11 protein-coding genes and 1 pseudogene are annotated in these 16563 nt (G+C 42.0%); 2 read left to right on the top strand and 10 right to left on the bottom strand.

Going from position 1 to position 16563, the window contains the following annotated elements:
* Window positions 1-189: 189 nt before the first annotated feature.
* The 8 genes and pseudogenes from MKZ04_RS21855 to MKZ04_RS20845 all read right to left on the bottom strand — a co-directional run.
* Window positions 190-294, bottom strand: a pseudogene (locus MKZ04_RS21855) (hypothetical protein); the annotation flags it as partial.
* Between the two features lie 303 nt (window positions 295-597).
* Window positions 598-1713 carry an MrcB family domain-containing protein gene (locus MKZ04_RS20875; protein WP_145625455.1) on the bottom strand — a complete coding sequence of 372 codons (1116 nt, stop codon included), beginning with the start codon at window positions 1711-1713 and terminating at the stop codon, window positions 598-600.
* A gap of 303 nt (window positions 1714-2016) precedes the next feature.
* Window positions 2017-5175, bottom strand: coding sequence for a type I restriction endonuclease subunit R (locus tag MKZ04_RS20870; RefSeq protein ID WP_145625457.1), 3159 nt, complete (start codon window positions 5173-5175; stop codon window positions 2017-2019).
* Between the two features lie 23 nt (window positions 5176-5198).
* Window positions 5199-6407, bottom strand: coding sequence for a restriction endonuclease subunit S (locus MKZ04_RS20865; protein WP_145625459.1), 1209 nt, complete (start codon window positions 6405-6407; stop codon window positions 5199-5201).
* On the bottom strand, window positions 6397-7989 hold the full coding sequence (locus tag MKZ04_RS20860) for a type I restriction-modification system subunit M (protein WP_145625461.1): 1593 nt from the start codon (window positions 7987-7989) through the stop codon (window positions 6397-6399). Before MKZ04_RS20860 ends, MKZ04_RS20865 begins: the two co-directional genes overlap by 11 nt.
* Before the next feature lie 20 nt (window positions 7990-8009).
* Entirely contained in the window at window positions 8010-8579 is a 570-nt protein-coding gene (locus MKZ04_RS20855; RefSeq protein WP_145625463.1) for a restriction endonuclease subunit S, read from the bottom strand.
* A gap of 273 nt (window positions 8580-8852) precedes the next feature.
* Entirely contained in the window at window positions 8853-10241 is a 1389-nt protein-coding gene (gene rlmD / locus MKZ04_RS20850; protein WP_145625465.1) for a 23S rRNA (uracil(1939)-C(5))-methyltransferase RlmD, read from the bottom strand.
* Window positions 10242-10289: 48 nt separating this feature from the next.
* Complete coding sequence (locus MKZ04_RS20845) at window positions 10290-11204, bottom strand: diacylglycerol kinase (protein WP_023855610.1); 915 nt, start codon at window positions 11202-11204, stop codon at window positions 10290-10292.
* A 199-nt stretch (window positions 11205-11403) separates the two neighbouring features.
* On the opposite strand from MKZ04_RS20845, the gene MKZ04_RS20840 reads away from it, so the two are divergent.
* Together MKZ04_RS20840 and MKZ04_RS20835 are read left to right on the top strand one after the other, a co-directional pair.
* Window positions 11404-12357: a nucleoside hydrolase gene (locus MKZ04_RS20840; protein ID WP_341046947.1), complete on the top strand. Its 954-nt coding sequence runs from the start codon at window positions 11404-11406 to the stop codon at window positions 12355-12357.
* A 13-nt stretch (window positions 12358-12370) separates the two neighbouring features.
* Window positions 12371-12913 carry a GNAT family N-acetyltransferase gene (locus MKZ04_RS20835; RefSeq protein ID WP_031304869.1) on the top strand — a complete coding sequence of 181 codons (543 nt, stop codon included), beginning with the start codon at window positions 12371-12373 and terminating at the stop codon, window positions 12911-12913.
* Window positions 12914-13000: 87 nt separating this feature from the next.
* Here MKZ04_RS20835 and MKZ04_RS20830 read toward each other — a convergent pair whose 3' ends face one another.
* Both MKZ04_RS20830 and MKZ04_RS20825 read right to left on the bottom strand, forming a co-directional pair.
* A complete protein-coding gene (locus MKZ04_RS20830; protein WP_020450473.1) occupies window positions 13001-13201 on the bottom strand; it encodes a hypothetical protein in 201 nt (66 codons plus the stop codon).
* A gap of 131 nt (window positions 13202-13332) precedes the next feature.
* Window positions 13333-16491, bottom strand: coding sequence for an efflux RND transporter permease subunit (locus MKZ04_RS20825; RefSeq protein ID WP_023855607.1), 3159 nt, complete (start codon window positions 16489-16491; stop codon window positions 13333-13335).
* Between the last annotated feature and the right edge of the window lie 72 nt (window positions 16492-16563).

Genomic DNA, 16563 nt, shown 5'->3' with positions numbered 1-16563 from the left:
CAAATTAAAAAATTTATCGGTTTTAGATCCTGCCTGCATGACCAGTCACATGTCTAATTTATCAATATTGGATTTGATTAAAGTATATATCGGTTTTATGAAAGCGTCAACATTTATTTTGTTTTTTTGGTAAGAAGGAAATTTCTTGGTTGAATAGCCTACGGTTTATTTCTAATAGCGATCATGAAGATCTTTAAGCACCCGCAAATTGCGCGCCAAGGTTCCAGGGTTACAAGACACATAACTGCACGCTTCGGCTTCTATCTCAATCATCGTCCGCAGCAATGCATCATCCGACACCGCTCCTCAAGCAGCGAGAAGTAGACAAGCACATTCTAATTCTCTTCCATCTCGAAAAACATTGACTTCGCCTGTTCAATATTTATGCTTCTTAGTTGCCAAATGGAATTCGTTCAACACCCCTGCAACCATTTCTGAACCAACCTTGCTCATGCCGAACCCCTCTTTCCCTTTAAGATTGTTATCTATTATTAAAATGATCTCATCACATGTGTAAATTTTTGTACTATCCTTTTGTCAATTATATTAAACAGTAAAAAGCCTTGGTAGCGCTTGACCAAAGCTTTTAATCTGAATCTAAATATTCGATATTTCATATATTCGTTTAAGTTCTGAAAAGGTAATTTCAATTCCTATCTTTTTCAAATGATCCTTCCGCTGATCATACAATTTTTTCAACAGTCTTTGCTTCTCCTCATCTTGACCATAATGAATAAGACGATGACAGTGTGAGCATAGGCTTACCAAGTTTGCCAGTTGATCTAAGTCATATTTGAACTCCTCTTGCTTGGCGATAGGGATAAGATGATGACACTCAACATAAGGCATGTTGGTAGATTTAGAGATAAAAGTTTTGTGGGAATGGTCAATTTCACAAGTATAATTTGAAAGCATCATAGCTTTTGATGCAAGACTTGCATTTCTTGTCCATTGCCTTTGACCACCTTGATTAATGATAGGTTGCGGACGTTCTCTCTTTTGATTGATTTCATATCCGATATTCGAATTCTCGGATATGATGAAGGTTTGAGCCGCTATCTGATACTCCTCTTCGTTAACCCGGTCTTCTAAAAATTGGCCATCTTCCTGCAACAGAATAAAATCATTAAACTGTTCTATCGATCGATGTCCGATAAGACCTTCTACTTCTTTGTATGTAACTAATAGAGCTTGTAAATCGTTTATAATGTCTTCTGAACTCGGAAAATTGCTTACATCATAAAAACGACCACATACATGTCCTAACTCATATCCCCTCGCAAGATCACCTTTACCCTTTAAATCGATATTTGAAAGATTCATATTTTGAGGTATGGTATTTAGTTTTTCTCTAATAATAGAAGCTGTTTTTTGGATTTTGGCCCTACCTATTTTTGTTCCATACTTTTCTTTAAAGTATGTCCATCCTTGATTCAAACTAACATAAACACCGCTTCCATCTGCACTAAATAAGTAAACAATATAGTAGCCTCTTGTCGCAGAAGTCGTTAAGTTCTTTATAAAAATTGAAACCCAAGGAATCTCAGCCCAACGGCCTTTTCCAACCGAACCTGCTACATGATAAATATTAGGATCTAAGTCAACAACTTTAAAAAGAGTGTCCTTTATTTCATGACAAATAAGGTGTGACAAAGGGTGCCCCTTAAACTCCTCATTTTTTGCTCGTTGATATGTTGATAAAACGCGCTTCATTTGTTCACTAATCAGTTGATTCGAGATTTTCTGTTCTATTTTGATACACCTCTTTATTAAGAAAGGCTAGGACTTTATGCAAGAAATGGAACCTTCATATAACATTATAAGCCTCTCCTGGAGTGGAAAGGCTTATGTTTTTAAATTTTTATTTATCTTTTTTGAAAAGTACAGCCACACACTCACTTATGTGAAGATTGGCTACTGTCTTAGATCTATATTCAAACAGCTAATTATTATTAAATACCTTTTAAAAAATCCTCCGACTCTGACTTTTTTAAAGATATTAATTTCAAAACGAATTTATCTCAACTCGTCATCCAAAGGTACAATAATTTCATCTAAAGTCTTTCTCCACTGACGCTTCATTTCTGGTCCGTATTTCAATGGTTTTGCATCTGGATATACGGCTTTATACTTATCAAATTGCTTACTGTTGATAATACGACTAATATTCGGAATAGGATCTGTTCCTACAACATATTGAATTGCAGATAAATGTAGCTCATCTTCTTCCACAAACCAAGTATTCGCAAATTCATGAATCGCTTTGTCACGTGCTTTAGTGAAGAAGCTTCGTTTCACTGCAAGAATATCTTGCTCTCCATCTATTTCATTGGTATCAATAGCATTTAACATCGTGCGGTATACGTCCTTAACAATTTCTGATTTCTTCAGTTTTTGAAGGGCATTTTCGATTTCGTCGCGGATGTTCTGATTATTGGCCGAGTATGTTTCTAATAGTCGGTCAATATAAGTTGAGTCGATATCATAGATCTTAACTGCATTTTCTCCATAGAATTCAATGTCTGAGAAATCTGGGCCCGGTCCATCTTGGTTTCCTTCATCTTCGAGTGAACCCTTAACCGTGTTATATATACCAATATATTCTTCTAAGGTTTTCACCTGTTCTTGAAGTGCTGTTGATTTCTCCATATCATCGTTGTAGTCATTATATGTAACTAAAGCTTCGTATGAATTGTTTAGCTCTTGAAATGCTTTCACGAACTCAATTCGGGTTTCAAGAGATGTGTTCTCATCAATATCGGTTGGGTTTGGAACTAACGTAGTTAGCGCTTTGTGAGCCTTTTTAAAGCGTTTCTTCGATTCATCATAAGTCGGATAAACAAGACTAGATTCCTCTTGTGCTTGTGAATATAATTTCGTCGCATTCTTTACATTTTGCTCCATTGTTGAAGGTTTCCGGTATGTCACAATTAATCCTTTTGTCTTACCTGGATAAGTACGATTGGTTCTAGAGAATGCTTGAATCAAATTCGCATAACTTAAATTTCGATCCACAAATAATGTTTGTATCGTTGGTGCATCGAAACCAGTCAATAATCGATCGACAACAATGACAAGGTCAATTTGTTTACCAAATTCTTTGAACTCTGCTTTCTTACGAGCTAAACGATTGTTAATATCACCATTATATCGTTCAATATCTTCTATCGACCAAGCAGTGTGATAATAATCGTTATATTCCTTAATAATCTCTTTCATTTCATCTTGAATTTGTTTCGAATTGTCTTCGTTTTCTTGAATCGAATAGGTGATTGCAATTCGTGGAAAATCCGGATCTTCAATCGTACGTCCGGTTCGGATCGGATGTCCAGCAAATTCTTTCGTCAACCATTCTGGATCTTTCGTCATTTCCTTGATTGCCCGATAGTAGCGTTTCGCCATATCAATTGAACTGGTTGTTAAAATGGCAGACTTTTGCGGGCGACCATTTTGGAAATCAAATTTAGTATAGGCATTATCCGGCCTGAAAATCTTATGAATAACTTTTTGAATATGATCATCATTTTCAAACGAAGATGGTTCAAGATATGCTTCCTTTTCTATTCCATCCATTTGATCAATGATGTGATTAATTTCATCTGCAGTCAAATTGGCATATTTTTCATTTTGACGCAGTTGATTAAAAATATAATTATTTAATGATGTTGGATCAATCGTATCTTCGTGCTCTACTTGAAACCCTAAAACAGCACCATCATCTAATGCATTTTTAATGGTATAGGTGTGCAAAACTTCTCCATATTGATCACGAGTGGTACGAGCTAATTGACCTTTAGCCTGTTTTTTATTCTCGTTAAATATCGGTGTACCTGTAAATCCAAACCAAGTTGAATTTGGAAAGAAGCCCTTAATGACTTGCATCCCTTCTGCACTTAACGCACGATGACACTCATCCACGACGAAGACAATATGTTGCCCTAGCAGTTTCTTAAAGCGCTGAGTACCTTTTTGCTCCTCTTGCCTTTGGGCATAGCGCAAGGCAGCTTCTAATTTTTGACGAGTGGTAATAATCACTGTATTGGAATTGGCATCAGACAGTAGAGTATCACTTAACTCCTTCGCACTTCCAGTTCCGACAACCAAGCTATTCGATATTGCATCACCAGAAGAAATACCAGTATTAAACTCGGAAGCAAACTTGGTGAATTCGGTCGTCGTTTGATTGTCCAAGTCCTTTCGGTCAATGAGCATAATGGTACGATCTACACCTGCTTTGCGAGCTAATAACTTCGTAGAAACAAAACTTGTCAACGTTTTTCCTGAACCAGTCGCATGCCAAACATACCCGGATTGATGTTTCATGGCAGATGTAAACAAGGCTTGGATCGCATGAATTTGATACGGTTTTAATACTATTACAGCTTTGTTGTCTTGGTCCTCACTTACAATTGTATAATCGGCAATCAATCGATGCGCATCTGGAATATTTAAGACGCGTTTTACAAATTCATAGAGATTTTCTACTTTTCGATTGTCCGTTGTCCGCCAGCTAAAGACTAATTTCTTATGCATGTCTTTTGGCATCGCATTAGCAAAATAGCGAGTAGTTTGTTCATTGGAAATGACAAATAACTGAAGAGTCGAAAAGATATTATTTCTAAACATCCCTTCTTCTGAGTATTTCTTGATTTGATTAAAGGCTTGAAATACGCCGTCTTTGGCACTGACCTTTTTCAATTCAATTTGAACAATTGGCAATCCATTAATTAAAAGTGTCACGTCAAATCGGCGATCACGTCCATCAAGGTTTGCCTTTTGTTTCGCAATCTGATGAACAACTTCATATGTAGAAATTCCGCCACCAATGTCTTGGTTGGAATACAAAACTAAAGACATCGAACCTAAAGAGACATCTTCACGCTCAATCGTAATCCGAGCAATTCCATTTTCCCCTTTGAGCCATCTAGCGGCATCAAAGGGGGTCTGTGTTTTCGATAATAACTCTGTCTTTATTGTGTCAAATTCCTTATCAGTAATTGGATGTTCCCCAATTTCTGCTAAGTTATTTTGCGTAATCTTTTGACGCAAGTTCTTCCATAGATCTTCTTCAGATTTTAAATCAGGACGATAATTCCACTGATTGTGCCCTTCCCCCAACACTTCAATCAGGCGACGTTCTACTTCAGCTTCGTCTTTATGCGGTATCTTTGCCATTTTCCTTCCCCTCTTCTATTTGCTTAGACAAACATTTTTTGTAGGAATGCTTTTTTTGTTTCTTTTAAGGCATCTAGTTCACGTTGATGAAGAGCGATAGTATTATCTAGTTTTTTAAAAAAATTACCTATTTTAATTTGTTCTTTTAAATCAGTTGGAATATTGATTTTCTTTTCTAGAAGTTCATTTTTCGTTATTCCTTTTATAGAGGTTCCTTGGACATTATGTAACTCTTTTTGTAATTGGTTATATAACGAATAAACTCCAAACCACTCATTTACTTTAAGGTTACTTAATGAGAGAAAATCTTGACTTGTTGCATATTCAAATTGTATTAATGCAATTTTTCCAACCCCAACTCTTGTCACTATAGCTATTGAATTTTTAGGAATTAATTTAGTTGCCGAATTTTGCAAACCCTTTTCAGTTATTTTTTTCTTTGCAAAAATACTTGAAACTTGATGCTCCTCTAAATCAGAACTTTGAATCCACGGTATTTCACCATTCCAATATTCCTTAATTGAAGTCTTTGGAGTTCCACCTCCAAAAGTCTCTTCTGAGAAATCTTTGACTTTACGCTCTTCCCACTCTCCAGTAAATCCCGGGAACCGAACCTCCGGAATAGACTCCCCTTCTTTTGGAAACATTTTTTGAAAGAATCCCTGTTTTGTTTGTTTGAGGGTGGTTAGTTCTTGCTGATGAAGAGCGATCGTGTCGTCTATCTTTTTAAAGAAGGTTCCTATATCAGTTTGTTCTTCCACCGAAGGCATTATTAAAGGCATATTAAAAAAAGTATCTGAATGAATTCTTTTAGCTTTTCGAGACCCATTAGCAATCGTTCCTTGATATAGATAAAATTGTTTTCTTGATACGTATTCTAGAAAGAAATATGAGTTGAGATTTTCTGCGATATCAAACGCAGGTGAATCTAATGTTGATTCATAACCATCTAGATTATTAGGAATAATTCCAAAAGCTTGATGGAGAAAATCTAACTTCCCATAAATAAATTGGCCTGCTTTGCGAATATAGTATTTGGTTTCTTCACTACCTTGGTAAATTTCTTCTTTTGGAACGACGCCTTTTCCCCAAAGTTTTACTGTTAATTTTTTAGCCTTAAGACCATTTGTCCCTGAAATTCTACTTTCAGTCAAAAATTCTCCAATCTTACGCTCTTCCCAATCTCCTCTATATCCTGGAAATCGAATTTCTGGTGTATTGTTATTTTCCACGATTAAACACCTCTATCGCACCCTTAATCCAGTCAGCATTTTCTTCATCATATTGCAGCGAAGAAATCATCTCATACAAGCTAGATTCTAGTTCTGCTTTTTCTTTTCGAATGTCTTTGATTTTTGAGCCAATCGCAGCCATATCCACAGGTTCTTCTTCTTCAAAGGTATCTACGTATCGAGGAATGTTCAAATTAAAATCATTCTCTTTGATTTCATCGAATGTTGCAACGTGGGCATATTTCTCCACATCTTCTCGCTTCTTATACGTTTCGACAATCTTATCAATGTTTTCTTTGGAAAGTTTATTTTGGTTTTTTCCTTTCACAAACTCCTTACTTGCATCAATAAATAACACATCACGAGCGCTACGATTTTTCTTCAAGATGATGACTGTTGTTGGGATCGATGTGCCAAAGAATAAGTTTGCTGGCATGCCAATCACGGCATCAATGCTGCCATCTTCTAATAATTTCTTGCGAATCACACCTTCTGCAGCTCCACGGAACAGTACTCCATGCGGTAAGACGATGGCCATTGTTCCCGAATCTTTCAAATGGTAGAACCCATGTAAAAGAAAAGCAAAGTCTGCTTTTGATTTCGGTGCTAACTTTCCGTAACGATTGAAACGAGAATCATCTAAGAATGTAGTATCTGCAGACCATTTTGCAGAGTATGGAGGATTCATAAGGACAGCATCAAAAGTATAAGGCTCATCTGTCGGCCAATCTTTGTTCAATGTATCCCCATTGCGTAACCGCATATCTTCTTTATTAACACCATGCAATATTAAGTTCATCTTCGCTAGATTAAAAGTTGTTGTGTTTAGTTCTTGCCCATGATATTTCACACTATCTGGATAATGAATATAGTTTCGAATATTCAACATTAAAGAACCAGATCCCATGGTAGGGTCAAATACGCTAAACAATTTTTTGTCTTCTTGACCAATCGCGGCAATACGCGCCATCATGTCAGATACTTGATGAGGGGTGTAAAATTCCCCCGCTTTCTTACCAGCCTCTGAGGCAAATTGGCCAATTAAGTACTCATAGGCATCCCCAATCACATCTCCATCATGACCGATTACATTCACATCATTTAGTTTCTTCAGTACTTCTGTAATCGTAATGTTTCGCTGTTGATCATCTGATCCCAGTTTTTTTGATGTCAAATCTACATCATCAAACAACCCATTAAATTGATCATACTTCGTAGACAAATCGATAAATGCCTTATTCAAGTCATTCAGCTGAAACGTGTTTTGTTTTGCTTGGTTGGCTAATACACTGAATAAATACTTTGGTTCAATATCATAGCCCAATGTGTCGACTAACGTTTCAATCAAGTCATTTTTTATCTCTTCATCTGCTAAGGATTCCATATACAATTGAGTTTGTTTGTCTTGTATGTTGTATTCTTCTAACGATTCACCCGCTATTTCTACTACTTTTTCTAATAACTTATCAGATAGGTACTTGTAAAAGATTAAACCTAATAAATAGTTTTTATATTCTGATGCGTCCATTTTACTTCGTAAGTTGTCTGCGGCACTAAATAGTTTTGAGTGTAATTCAGCCATGGTTTTGTTCCTCACTTTTTCTATTGTTGGTCTAATTGTTTTAATACTTCTAAAAAAAGTTTCTCTTCAAGTTCTGCTTTCTTCTTTGCCAAAGCTTGACGCTTTCTTAAACAGAAATAAGCTTTTCCAATTACCCTTTGTTTCTCAATACTTGGTAACTGGATTTCCAACTCTTTTAAAATCGCTGGAGTTAATTTTGGCACAGCACTTCCTTGCATCGAAATTGCCATTTGCCTTTTCATTGCGTACGATTCATTCAACGCATAACATAAATAGCTACGATCCAATTCATCATGTTCGATCATGAGTTTTGCAAAATTTTGGTTGATGATCTTTCCTTTGTTTAAGTCACTCACTATCCCAGCTTTGGAACTAACAAAACTGAAAACAACGTCTCCGGCATTGCTCAAATAGCTTTCTTTTTGATTTAAAAGTCCAGCATCAAACCTAGCTTGTGAGTCTAGAAATGAGCCATCTAAATCATTTTTTAAATCCTCATATGTATAAGCAACTAATGTATGATCATTTTTAACGTTGCCTCTAGAAAGGTTTCTTCCTATCTTAACCGTTACAATATCTTCAAGTTTCATATCCCACCCTCATCGACAGAGTATTTCTTTAAAATTACGCAACCTAATTACAATTTGAATCATATCACTCTAAAAATACCCCGTCAACAATTTACCCTGTAATTTTTACGAATTACAACAAAAAAGGCCGGGATAAAATCCAGGCCTTCAAAAAAGTTATCAAATGAAAGATCCACAATAATGAGCCTTGTCGACTCATTTTTGAAGAAGAAAAGATGTCATCCACTCCACTACTATCTGGCCACCGTAAAGTTTTAAACTATTAGGCACAGTTTAATCAACTGTACCTTTCAAAACCAACTTCGCCACACACTCCACATGGCTAGTATGCGGAAACATATCAACAGGCTGCACTTCACGCGTCACATACCCGCCATCCTCCAGCACCCGCAAATCGCGCGCCAAGGTTCCCGGGTTGCATGACACATACACTACACGCTTCGGTTTCATTTCAATAATCGTCTGCAGCAAAGCTTCATCGCAGCCTTTGCGCGGCGGGTCAACCACTAGCGTGTCAGCCGCAATGCCTTCCTCATACCATTTCGGAATCACGGTCTCCGCTTCGCCCACGGCAAACTCAGCGTTCTCAATGCCGTTCAACTCAGCATTCCGCTTCGCGTCCTCAATCGCTTCCGGTACAATCTCAACGCCGTACACTTTCTTCGCCTGCTTCGCTAAAAACAACGAAATCGTGCCAATGCCGCAGTATGCGTCAATGACGGTTTCTTCGCCGTTCAGTTCGGCGTATTCAAGCGCTTTGTCATAGAGCACCTTTGTTTGCTCAGGGTTGACTTGGTAGAACGATCTGGCGGAGATGGCGAATTTGATGCCGCCGATGGTGTCGTAAATGTATTCTTCTCCCCAGATGACGGTTGTTTCGTCGCCGAAGATGACGTTTGTTTTTTTCGGGTTGATGTTTTGGACGATCGATTTGACGTGCGGGAATGCCGCGGTGATCTCCTCGACGATTTTCGCTTTATGCGGGAAGTCGTTTGTTCTTGTGATGAAGACGACCATCATTTCGCCTGTGACGGCGCCGTATCTGACCATGATGTGTCTGAGCCAGCCTTTGTGGCGTTCTTCGTTGTACGCTTTGATGCCGTATTTGCCGCAGATCTCTTTGATTGCTTGAACGACGCGGTCGTTTTCCGTCTGCTGGATCAGACACTCGTTCATATCGATGATTTCATGGCTGCGCTGCTGGTAGAAACCTGCGATCAGACCGCCTTCTCTTTCGCCGACAGGGACCTGCGCTTTGTTTCGGTAGTTCCACGGGTCTTCCATGCCGAGGGTCGGGTGGACGGTGATCCGGCTTAAATCGAGCTTGCCGATGCGCTCAAGCACGTCTTTGACTTGCTTCTGCTTGTAGAGAAGCTGGCCTTCATAGTTGATGTGCTGAAGCTGGCAGCCGCCGCACTGCTTGTAGATCGGGCACGGCGCGTCTGTGCGAAAGCGGCTTTCTTCTTTCAAGTCGATGAGGCGGCCGAAGGCGAAGCCTTTTTTGACCCGGGTCACTTTGATCTGCGCCTTTTCGTCAGGGAGCGCGTTCGGCACGAAAATCGGGAAGCCGTCGACTTTGGCGACGCCGGCTCCTTCGTGTGTTAAATCTTCAAATACGACATTGTAATATTCATTTTTTTGAACGGGGGCTTTTTGTTTCATCTTTTTCACCTGCTATAAGAAAAACTTGGCCAGCTCTTTAGACCAAGTTCAATCATCCAATTTTCTCGCTTTTTCTTTTGACATGACGACATCGATATGGCGGTAGAGGTTTTCGAATTCGCCCGGCAGTTCGCCGCCGTATTCGCCGTCAAGGTTGAGGAGCATTTTGTCTTTGACCGTCACTTTGACGCGGTTTGCTTTCGTGTAGATGATATGCTCGTCATTGATATGTTCGCCGCGGAGGGCAAGTCCGACAAGTCTGATGAATTCGGCGAGGTTTGCCCGTTTTAAAATAACGAGGTCAAACATGCCGTCGTTCAAGCTTGAGTCTGGAGCGAGCTTCTCAAAGCCGCCGACGGAGTTCGTCAGCATGACGAGAAACAGCATCACTTCTCCTTCAAACAGCTTGCCGTCGTATTCGATTTCAACCTCGGTCGGCCTCAGCGAAGGAAGGAGCATTTCCATTCCTTTTAAATAATAGGCGAGGTGGCCGAGCATCGTCTTCAATTTGCTTGGTACGTCATATGTCAGTTCGGTGAGGCGTCCGCCGCCGGCAATATTAATGAAATATTGGCCGTTGACGCGGCCGATGTCAATCGGACGGGCTTCTCCCTCTAGTATTGTGTTTACCGCCTTTAAAATATCCTCGCGCGGAATGCCGAGCGCTCTCGCAAAGTCATTCGTCGTCCCGACCGGAATGACTCCGAGCTTGGGACGGTGTTCCAACGGCGCCAGTCCGTTGATGACTTCATTTAATGTGCCGTCTCCTCCGGCCGCAACAATCAAGTCAAATTCCCGCTCAGCGGCGTTTCTGGCGGCCTGTACGGCATCCCCTTCCCCTGTTGTCGCATGGCAAGACGTTTCATAGCCTGCCTGCTCGAACTTCTGCAGAACTTGGGCAAGGTTTTTTTTGAAGATTTCGCGTCCGGAAGTCGGATTGTATATGATTCGTGCACGTTTCATGTTTTCATCATCCTATTAGAGTATCCGTATCATTTCTTTACCAACAACCTTTAATTATACTAGTTGTTGAAAAAATCGCAACAAAATGGGTTTTATTATTTGTTTAATTTTAGATAAAATGCCCTAATTCATGGTAAAAAAGACTTCAGGATCTAATTGATGTAAAATAATTAATATTAAGAAAAAAGGAGATGTTGCTGTGAAAAAGCCCGTTTATTTTAACCATGACGGAGGCGTCGATGATCTCGTCTCTTTATTTCTGCTATTGCAGATGGAAGATGTCAAATTGATCGGAGCATCCGTCATACCGGCGGATTGCTATTTGGAGCCGGCTCTCAGTGCCAGCCGAAAAATCATTGACCGCTTCGGTTCGTACCAGGTCGAGACTGCGGCATCCGATTCGAGAGGGGTACATCCGTTCCCGAAGGAGTGGCGCATGCACGCTTTTTATGTCGACGCCCTGCCGCTTTTAAATGAAAAAGGCGAAGTCCGGACCCCGGTGTCAGACCTGCCCGCCCACCTTCATCTCATTGAATGCGTCAAACAGAGCCCCGAACCGGTGACGCTGCTGTTCACCGGCCCGCTGACAGACTTGGCGAGGGCGCTTGAGGAAGAGCCTGAGATCATCAAACACATTGCAAAGCTTGTCTGGATGGGCGGCACTTTCCTTGAGAAAGGAAATGTGGAAGAGCCTGAGCACGACGGGACGGCGGAATGGAACGCCTTTTGGGACCCTTACAGCGTCAAGACGGTGTTTGAACGCGATATTCAGATCGAAATGGTCGCGCTTGAAAGCACGAACCAGGTGCCATTGACAAACGATATCCGCTCCCATTGGGCAAGCCTCAGAAAGCATGTCGGGATCGATTTTATCGGCCAGTGCTATGCGATGTGTCCGCCGCTTGTCCATAACGAGACGAATTCGACATACTACCTTTGGGATGTGCTGACGACGCTGACACTCGGCACAGTCGATATGACACGCTCGCGCAGCGTCAAGGCGGTTGTCCATACGGAAAGTCCGCGCCAAGGAACGACAGAAGAGCATCCTCACGGCAGAATGGTCGAAGTCGTCGATCAAGTCGACAGGGATCAATTTTTTGCGTATTTTGAAGAGTTGATGAAAAAAGCCGACCACATTCCATCTTTATAAAAGGAGACTTTCCATGATCAAAAAAGGGACAAACATTTATATCAGGCCGCTCACGGCTGAAGACGCCGAGGCTTGCCTTGACTTGCAGAACGCAAACCGCCCGTTTTTTGAACAGTTTTCAATGGAGCGGAACGAAGAGTTTTATACAATCGAAGGACAACAGAAGAGGCTTCAAAGTTTATATGAAAATATGCAGAATGACGAAGATTATTATTTTGGCATCTTTGATCCTGCAAACGATACGCTGATCGGAACGATCAACCTTTTCCAGGTACTGCGCGGCTCCTTGCAAAGCGCCTTCATCGGCTATTTTTTGGATCAGAAACACAACGGCAAAGGCTACACGACAGAAGCCGTCAAGCTGATGGTCGAGTTCGCCTTTCAAGATCTCAAGCTCCATCGCATCGAAGCCGGCGTCATGCCCCGTAATCTTGCCTCGATCCGGGTGCTGGAGAAGGCGGGCTTTCACAAAGAAGGCATCGCCCGGAAAAACGTTAAGATCAACGGAAAATGGGAAGACCATCAGCTGCTGGCGGTAATCAATCCGCATGATTAACCGCTTCTTTGAGGGGCTGGAGAACGAAATCAGCAGCATTAAAAAAGCTTGTCGATGAAGATCATTCCAACCTTTATCGACAAGTTTTCATCTGCTTTTTGTCTCTTTCATGATGCTGAAAATGACTAAGGCGATAACACCTGCACATACAATATAAAATAAAACATCAGTCACAGGATTTCTTATATTTTTCAAGAGAAAAATGACTCCGATCAACACGATCGGTATGATCCAGGTGAGCCGCTTTACGGCTTTGGGGCTTGGTTCGTTGTTTCCTTTCGATTCCATTCACTGCCTCCTCTGTTGCCTTTTTTAAACAAAGCATAACACAGGATATATTTGTTAAACACCGACGATCGTCTCATCAAAGAAAAAACCCCTTGGAAAGAAGCATTCCAAGGGGTTCATGTTTTATCGACTTACTCTTCTTTCATACCCGGTTTTTTCCGGCGAAATTTCGCCAGCACTTCGTATACGATCGGTACGATCAGAAGGGTAAGGAGCGTCGAACTGATCAAACCGCCGATAACGGTGACGCCGAGTCCTTTTGAAATGACCTGGCTGCCGCCTTCAAATCCGAGCGCCAATGGAATCAGGGCGCCGATTGTGGCGATGGCCGTCATCAGGATCGGACGGAGCCTTGTAGAGCCGGCTTCAAGGAGCGCTTCTCTCGTTGAGAGCCCTTCCGCTTCCTTATGGATGACGCGGTCGATTAAGACAATCGCGTTTGTGACGACGATTCCGATCAGCATCAGCATTCCGATCATTGCGTTCAGGCTGATCGTTTCTCCTGATACGTATAGTCCCACCAAGGCGCCGATAATCGTAAACGGCAGCGAGAACAGGATCGCAAATGGCGCCAGTGCTCCGCCGAATGTAATCACAAGCACAAGGTAGACGATCGCGACCGCCGCAAGCATCGCGAGTCCGAGTTTTGTAAAGGAATCTTCGATATCAGCGGATACGCCGCCTGTATCGATTGTGACGTTGTCAGGCAGCTCGATCTTGTCGATGTTTTTCTGTACGTCGACTGATACGGCCGTGACGTTGTCAGATGTGACTTCCGCCGTGACATCGGCATAGATTTTTCCGTCGCGTTTTGAAATCGTGTCAGATGTCGTGCCTTCTTTCACTTTCGCGACATCGCCTATTTTTACTTCCTGGCCGGTCGGAGTTGTGATTTTCTTGTTTTCTAAATCTTTGACGCTTTTATAAGTTTCTTCTTCTGTTTTAATCGTGACATCAAGATCTTTTCCGTCTTTTTTCACGGTTGTAAGCGGCGCCTGCGATGTTTCTTTCATGAGCGCCTGAGAAATCTGTGATGCCGTTAACCCGAGTTTGCTTAATTTCTCCTGGTCAGCGACAAAAGTAAATTCGTCATATGTGCTGGACAGGCCTGAGTTTACGTTCTTCAGGTCTTTTTGGTCTTTCATAATCTTTTCGATCTCTTTTACAGTGCCTTTAATCTCTTTTTCTGAATCTCCGTACACATAATACGTTAACTGATTGTTATTGCCTGAAGAGCTGAAATCCTGGGTTTTCCATTCTCCGCGTTTGGATTGCTTCTGAATGTCTTTTAGGACGTTGTCTTTTTCTTTATCAAAATCAGGTGTGTCTTCCTCATATTTGATATAGAACAACGCGCCGTTTGAGCTTCCGCCCATCAGCGGATTTCCCGCTCCTAACGTATATTGAACCGTATCGACGTGTTTGCGGTCCAATAGGACTTTTTCAGCTTTTTGCGCTTCTTTTTCCGCTTCTTTTTTCGTTTCTCCCGGTTCAGGAGTGTATGTGATTTGCACCATTTTATCTTTTGTAGCAGGCAAGTAGCTCGCTCCGATTAGCGGCACGAGGAACAAGCTTCCGACCAGCATCAGAACCGCGATGATCGAAGTGATCCATTTATGGCTGAGCGACCAATTCAACACTTTTTTGTAGAAGTTGGCCAGTACCCCAGGCTTGTGTTCTTTCGCCTTCACCGGCGCACCTGTCAACGACTTTTTGAAGAGGGTGTGCGCAAGCATCGGCACGAGCGTGATCGCGATCAGCAGGGATGCGGCAAGCGCGAATACAATCGTTAAGGCAAACGGCAGGAACAATTCGCCGATTTGACCGCCGACGAGTGCGAGCGGCAGGAATACCGCGATCGTCACGATCGTTGATGACATGATCGGCATGAACATTTCCTTCGTCGCTTCGCGCACGAGCGCTTTTCCGCGCAGCGGCTCATCTTTCAGCCTCATGCGGCGGTAAATGTTTTCAATGACGACGATCGAGTCGTCGACAACCCGTCCGATGGCGACCGTCATGGCGCCGAGCGTCATGATATTGAGCGTGATATCAAGCTGGTTCAAGACGAGCAGTGCGATTAACAATGACAATGGAATCGAAATGACCGAGATTAATGTTGATTTAATATCCCTTAGGAATAAGAGAATGATCACAACCGCAAAGATCGCTCCGAAAATCGCTTTGCTCAGCATCGTCTCGACCGACTCGGTGATCGGTTCGGCTTGATCGTATGTCGAGCTGTATTTGAAGCCTTTGTGGTCTTTTTTGAATTGTTCGAGTTCAGCTTTTACGTTGTCGGCTACCTCGACGGTATTGGCGTCGTTTGCTTTAATGACGCTGATGCCGATGCTGTCTTTACCATTGGTTCGTGAAATGGATTCGGCTTTTTTGACATCTTTAATCGTTGCGATGTCAGACAGCTTAACCGTCGGGATTCCAGCGCTTTGCTGAGCTTGTCCGGCGCTCTGTGCTCCGGCTTGAGCCTGCGCGCCCTGGGCCGCTTGCGCACTTTGCGCTCCGGCTTGCGCGCTTGCGCCTCCGGCAGACGCCGCTGGAATTCTCATATTTTTCAAGTCTTTAATTGTTTCGATATCGCCGCTGACGACGACCGATTTTTCTTCTTTGCCGAATGTGTACAACCCAAGCGGAGTCGTCACATCAGATCCTTGAATCACTTGCTTGACTGTATCCTCGTCAAGCCCATATTGCTTCAATTTGTCTTTTTTAAATGAAAATTCGACTTCTTCAACCTGCTGTCCGGAAAGCTGAACGGAAGCTACGCCTTCAAGGCCTTCAAGCTTCGTCAGGAGGCTGTCTTCCACTTTTTTCGTCAAGCTTTGAAGATCGTCTTTATCACTGGACACGCTGAGCGCGAGGATCGGGAATGAATTCATGCTGTAGCGCGAAATGCTCGGCTCTTTCGCATTGTCCGGCAGATCGAGATTCGCCAATGCTTCAGCGGCTTCCGTCTTCGCTTTGTCCATATCCTTTTCATAATCGTATTCAATCATCACCGATGATGCGTTTTCATACGAAGTGGACGTCACAACGCTGACGCCGTCCAGGTTTTGCACGGCTTGTTCAACAGGCTTTGTGACTTCATCAGCTACCTGGCTCGGAGTGGCTCCGGGGTATGTCGTGCTGACGGTCAAATAAGGCATGTTCACATCAGGAATTGATTCCTGCTTCATATTTAAACCCGCATAAATGCCGGCAACCGTAACAATAATCGTCATCAGCCACACAGCGAACTTGTTCTTTAGTACAAAATTAATGATAGAATTCATTACGACCTCCATTGTGTATATCATTTTCAGAATACAGATTGACTGACTGGTCATTCTATACAATAATAAACT

The sequence above is a fragment of the Bacillus sp. FSL W7-1354 genome (genome assembly GCF_038002405.1).
Classification (GTDB): domain Bacteria; phylum Bacillota; class Bacilli; order Bacillales; family Bacillaceae; genus Bacillus; species Bacillus paralicheniformis.
This window is presented reverse-complemented; position numbering and strand designations above follow the sequence as displayed.

Excerpts from the sequence above, each read along its gene's own strand:
- MKZ04_RS20875 (WP_145625455.1), bottom strand. The coding sequence starts at position 1,713 with ATGAAGCGCGTTTTATCAACATATCAACGAGCAAAAAATGAGGAGTTT.
- MKZ04_RS20870 (WP_145625457.1), bottom strand. The coding sequence starts at position 5,175 with ATGGCAAAGATACCGCATAAAGACGAAGCTGAAGTAGAACGTCGCCTG.
- MKZ04_RS20860 (WP_145625461.1), bottom strand. The coding sequence starts at position 7,989 with ATGGCTGAATTACACTCAAAACTATTTAGTGCCGCAGACAACTTACGA.
- MKZ04_RS20855 (WP_145625463.1), bottom strand. The coding sequence starts at position 8,579 with ATGAAACTTGAAGATATTGTAACGGTTAAGATAGGAAGAAACCTTTCT.
- rlmD (WP_145625465.1), bottom strand. The coding sequence starts at position 10,241 with ATGAAACAAAAAGCCCCCGTTCAAAAAAATGAATATTACAATGTCGTA.
- MKZ04_RS20845 (WP_023855610.1), bottom strand. The coding sequence starts at position 11,204 with ATGAAACGTGCACGAATCATATACAATCCGACTTCCGGACGCGAAATC.
- MKZ04_RS20835 (WP_031304869.1), top strand. The coding sequence starts at position 12,371 with ATGATCAAAAAAGGGACAAACATTTATATCAGGCCGCTCACGGCTGAA.
- MKZ04_RS20830 (WP_020450473.1), bottom strand. The coding sequence starts at position 13,201 with ATGGAATCGAAAGGAAACAACGAACCAAGCCCCAAAGCCGTAAAGCGG.
- MKZ04_RS20825 (WP_023855607.1), bottom strand. The coding sequence starts at position 16,491 with ATGAATTCTATCATTAATTTTGTACTAAAGAACAAGTTCGCTGTGTGG.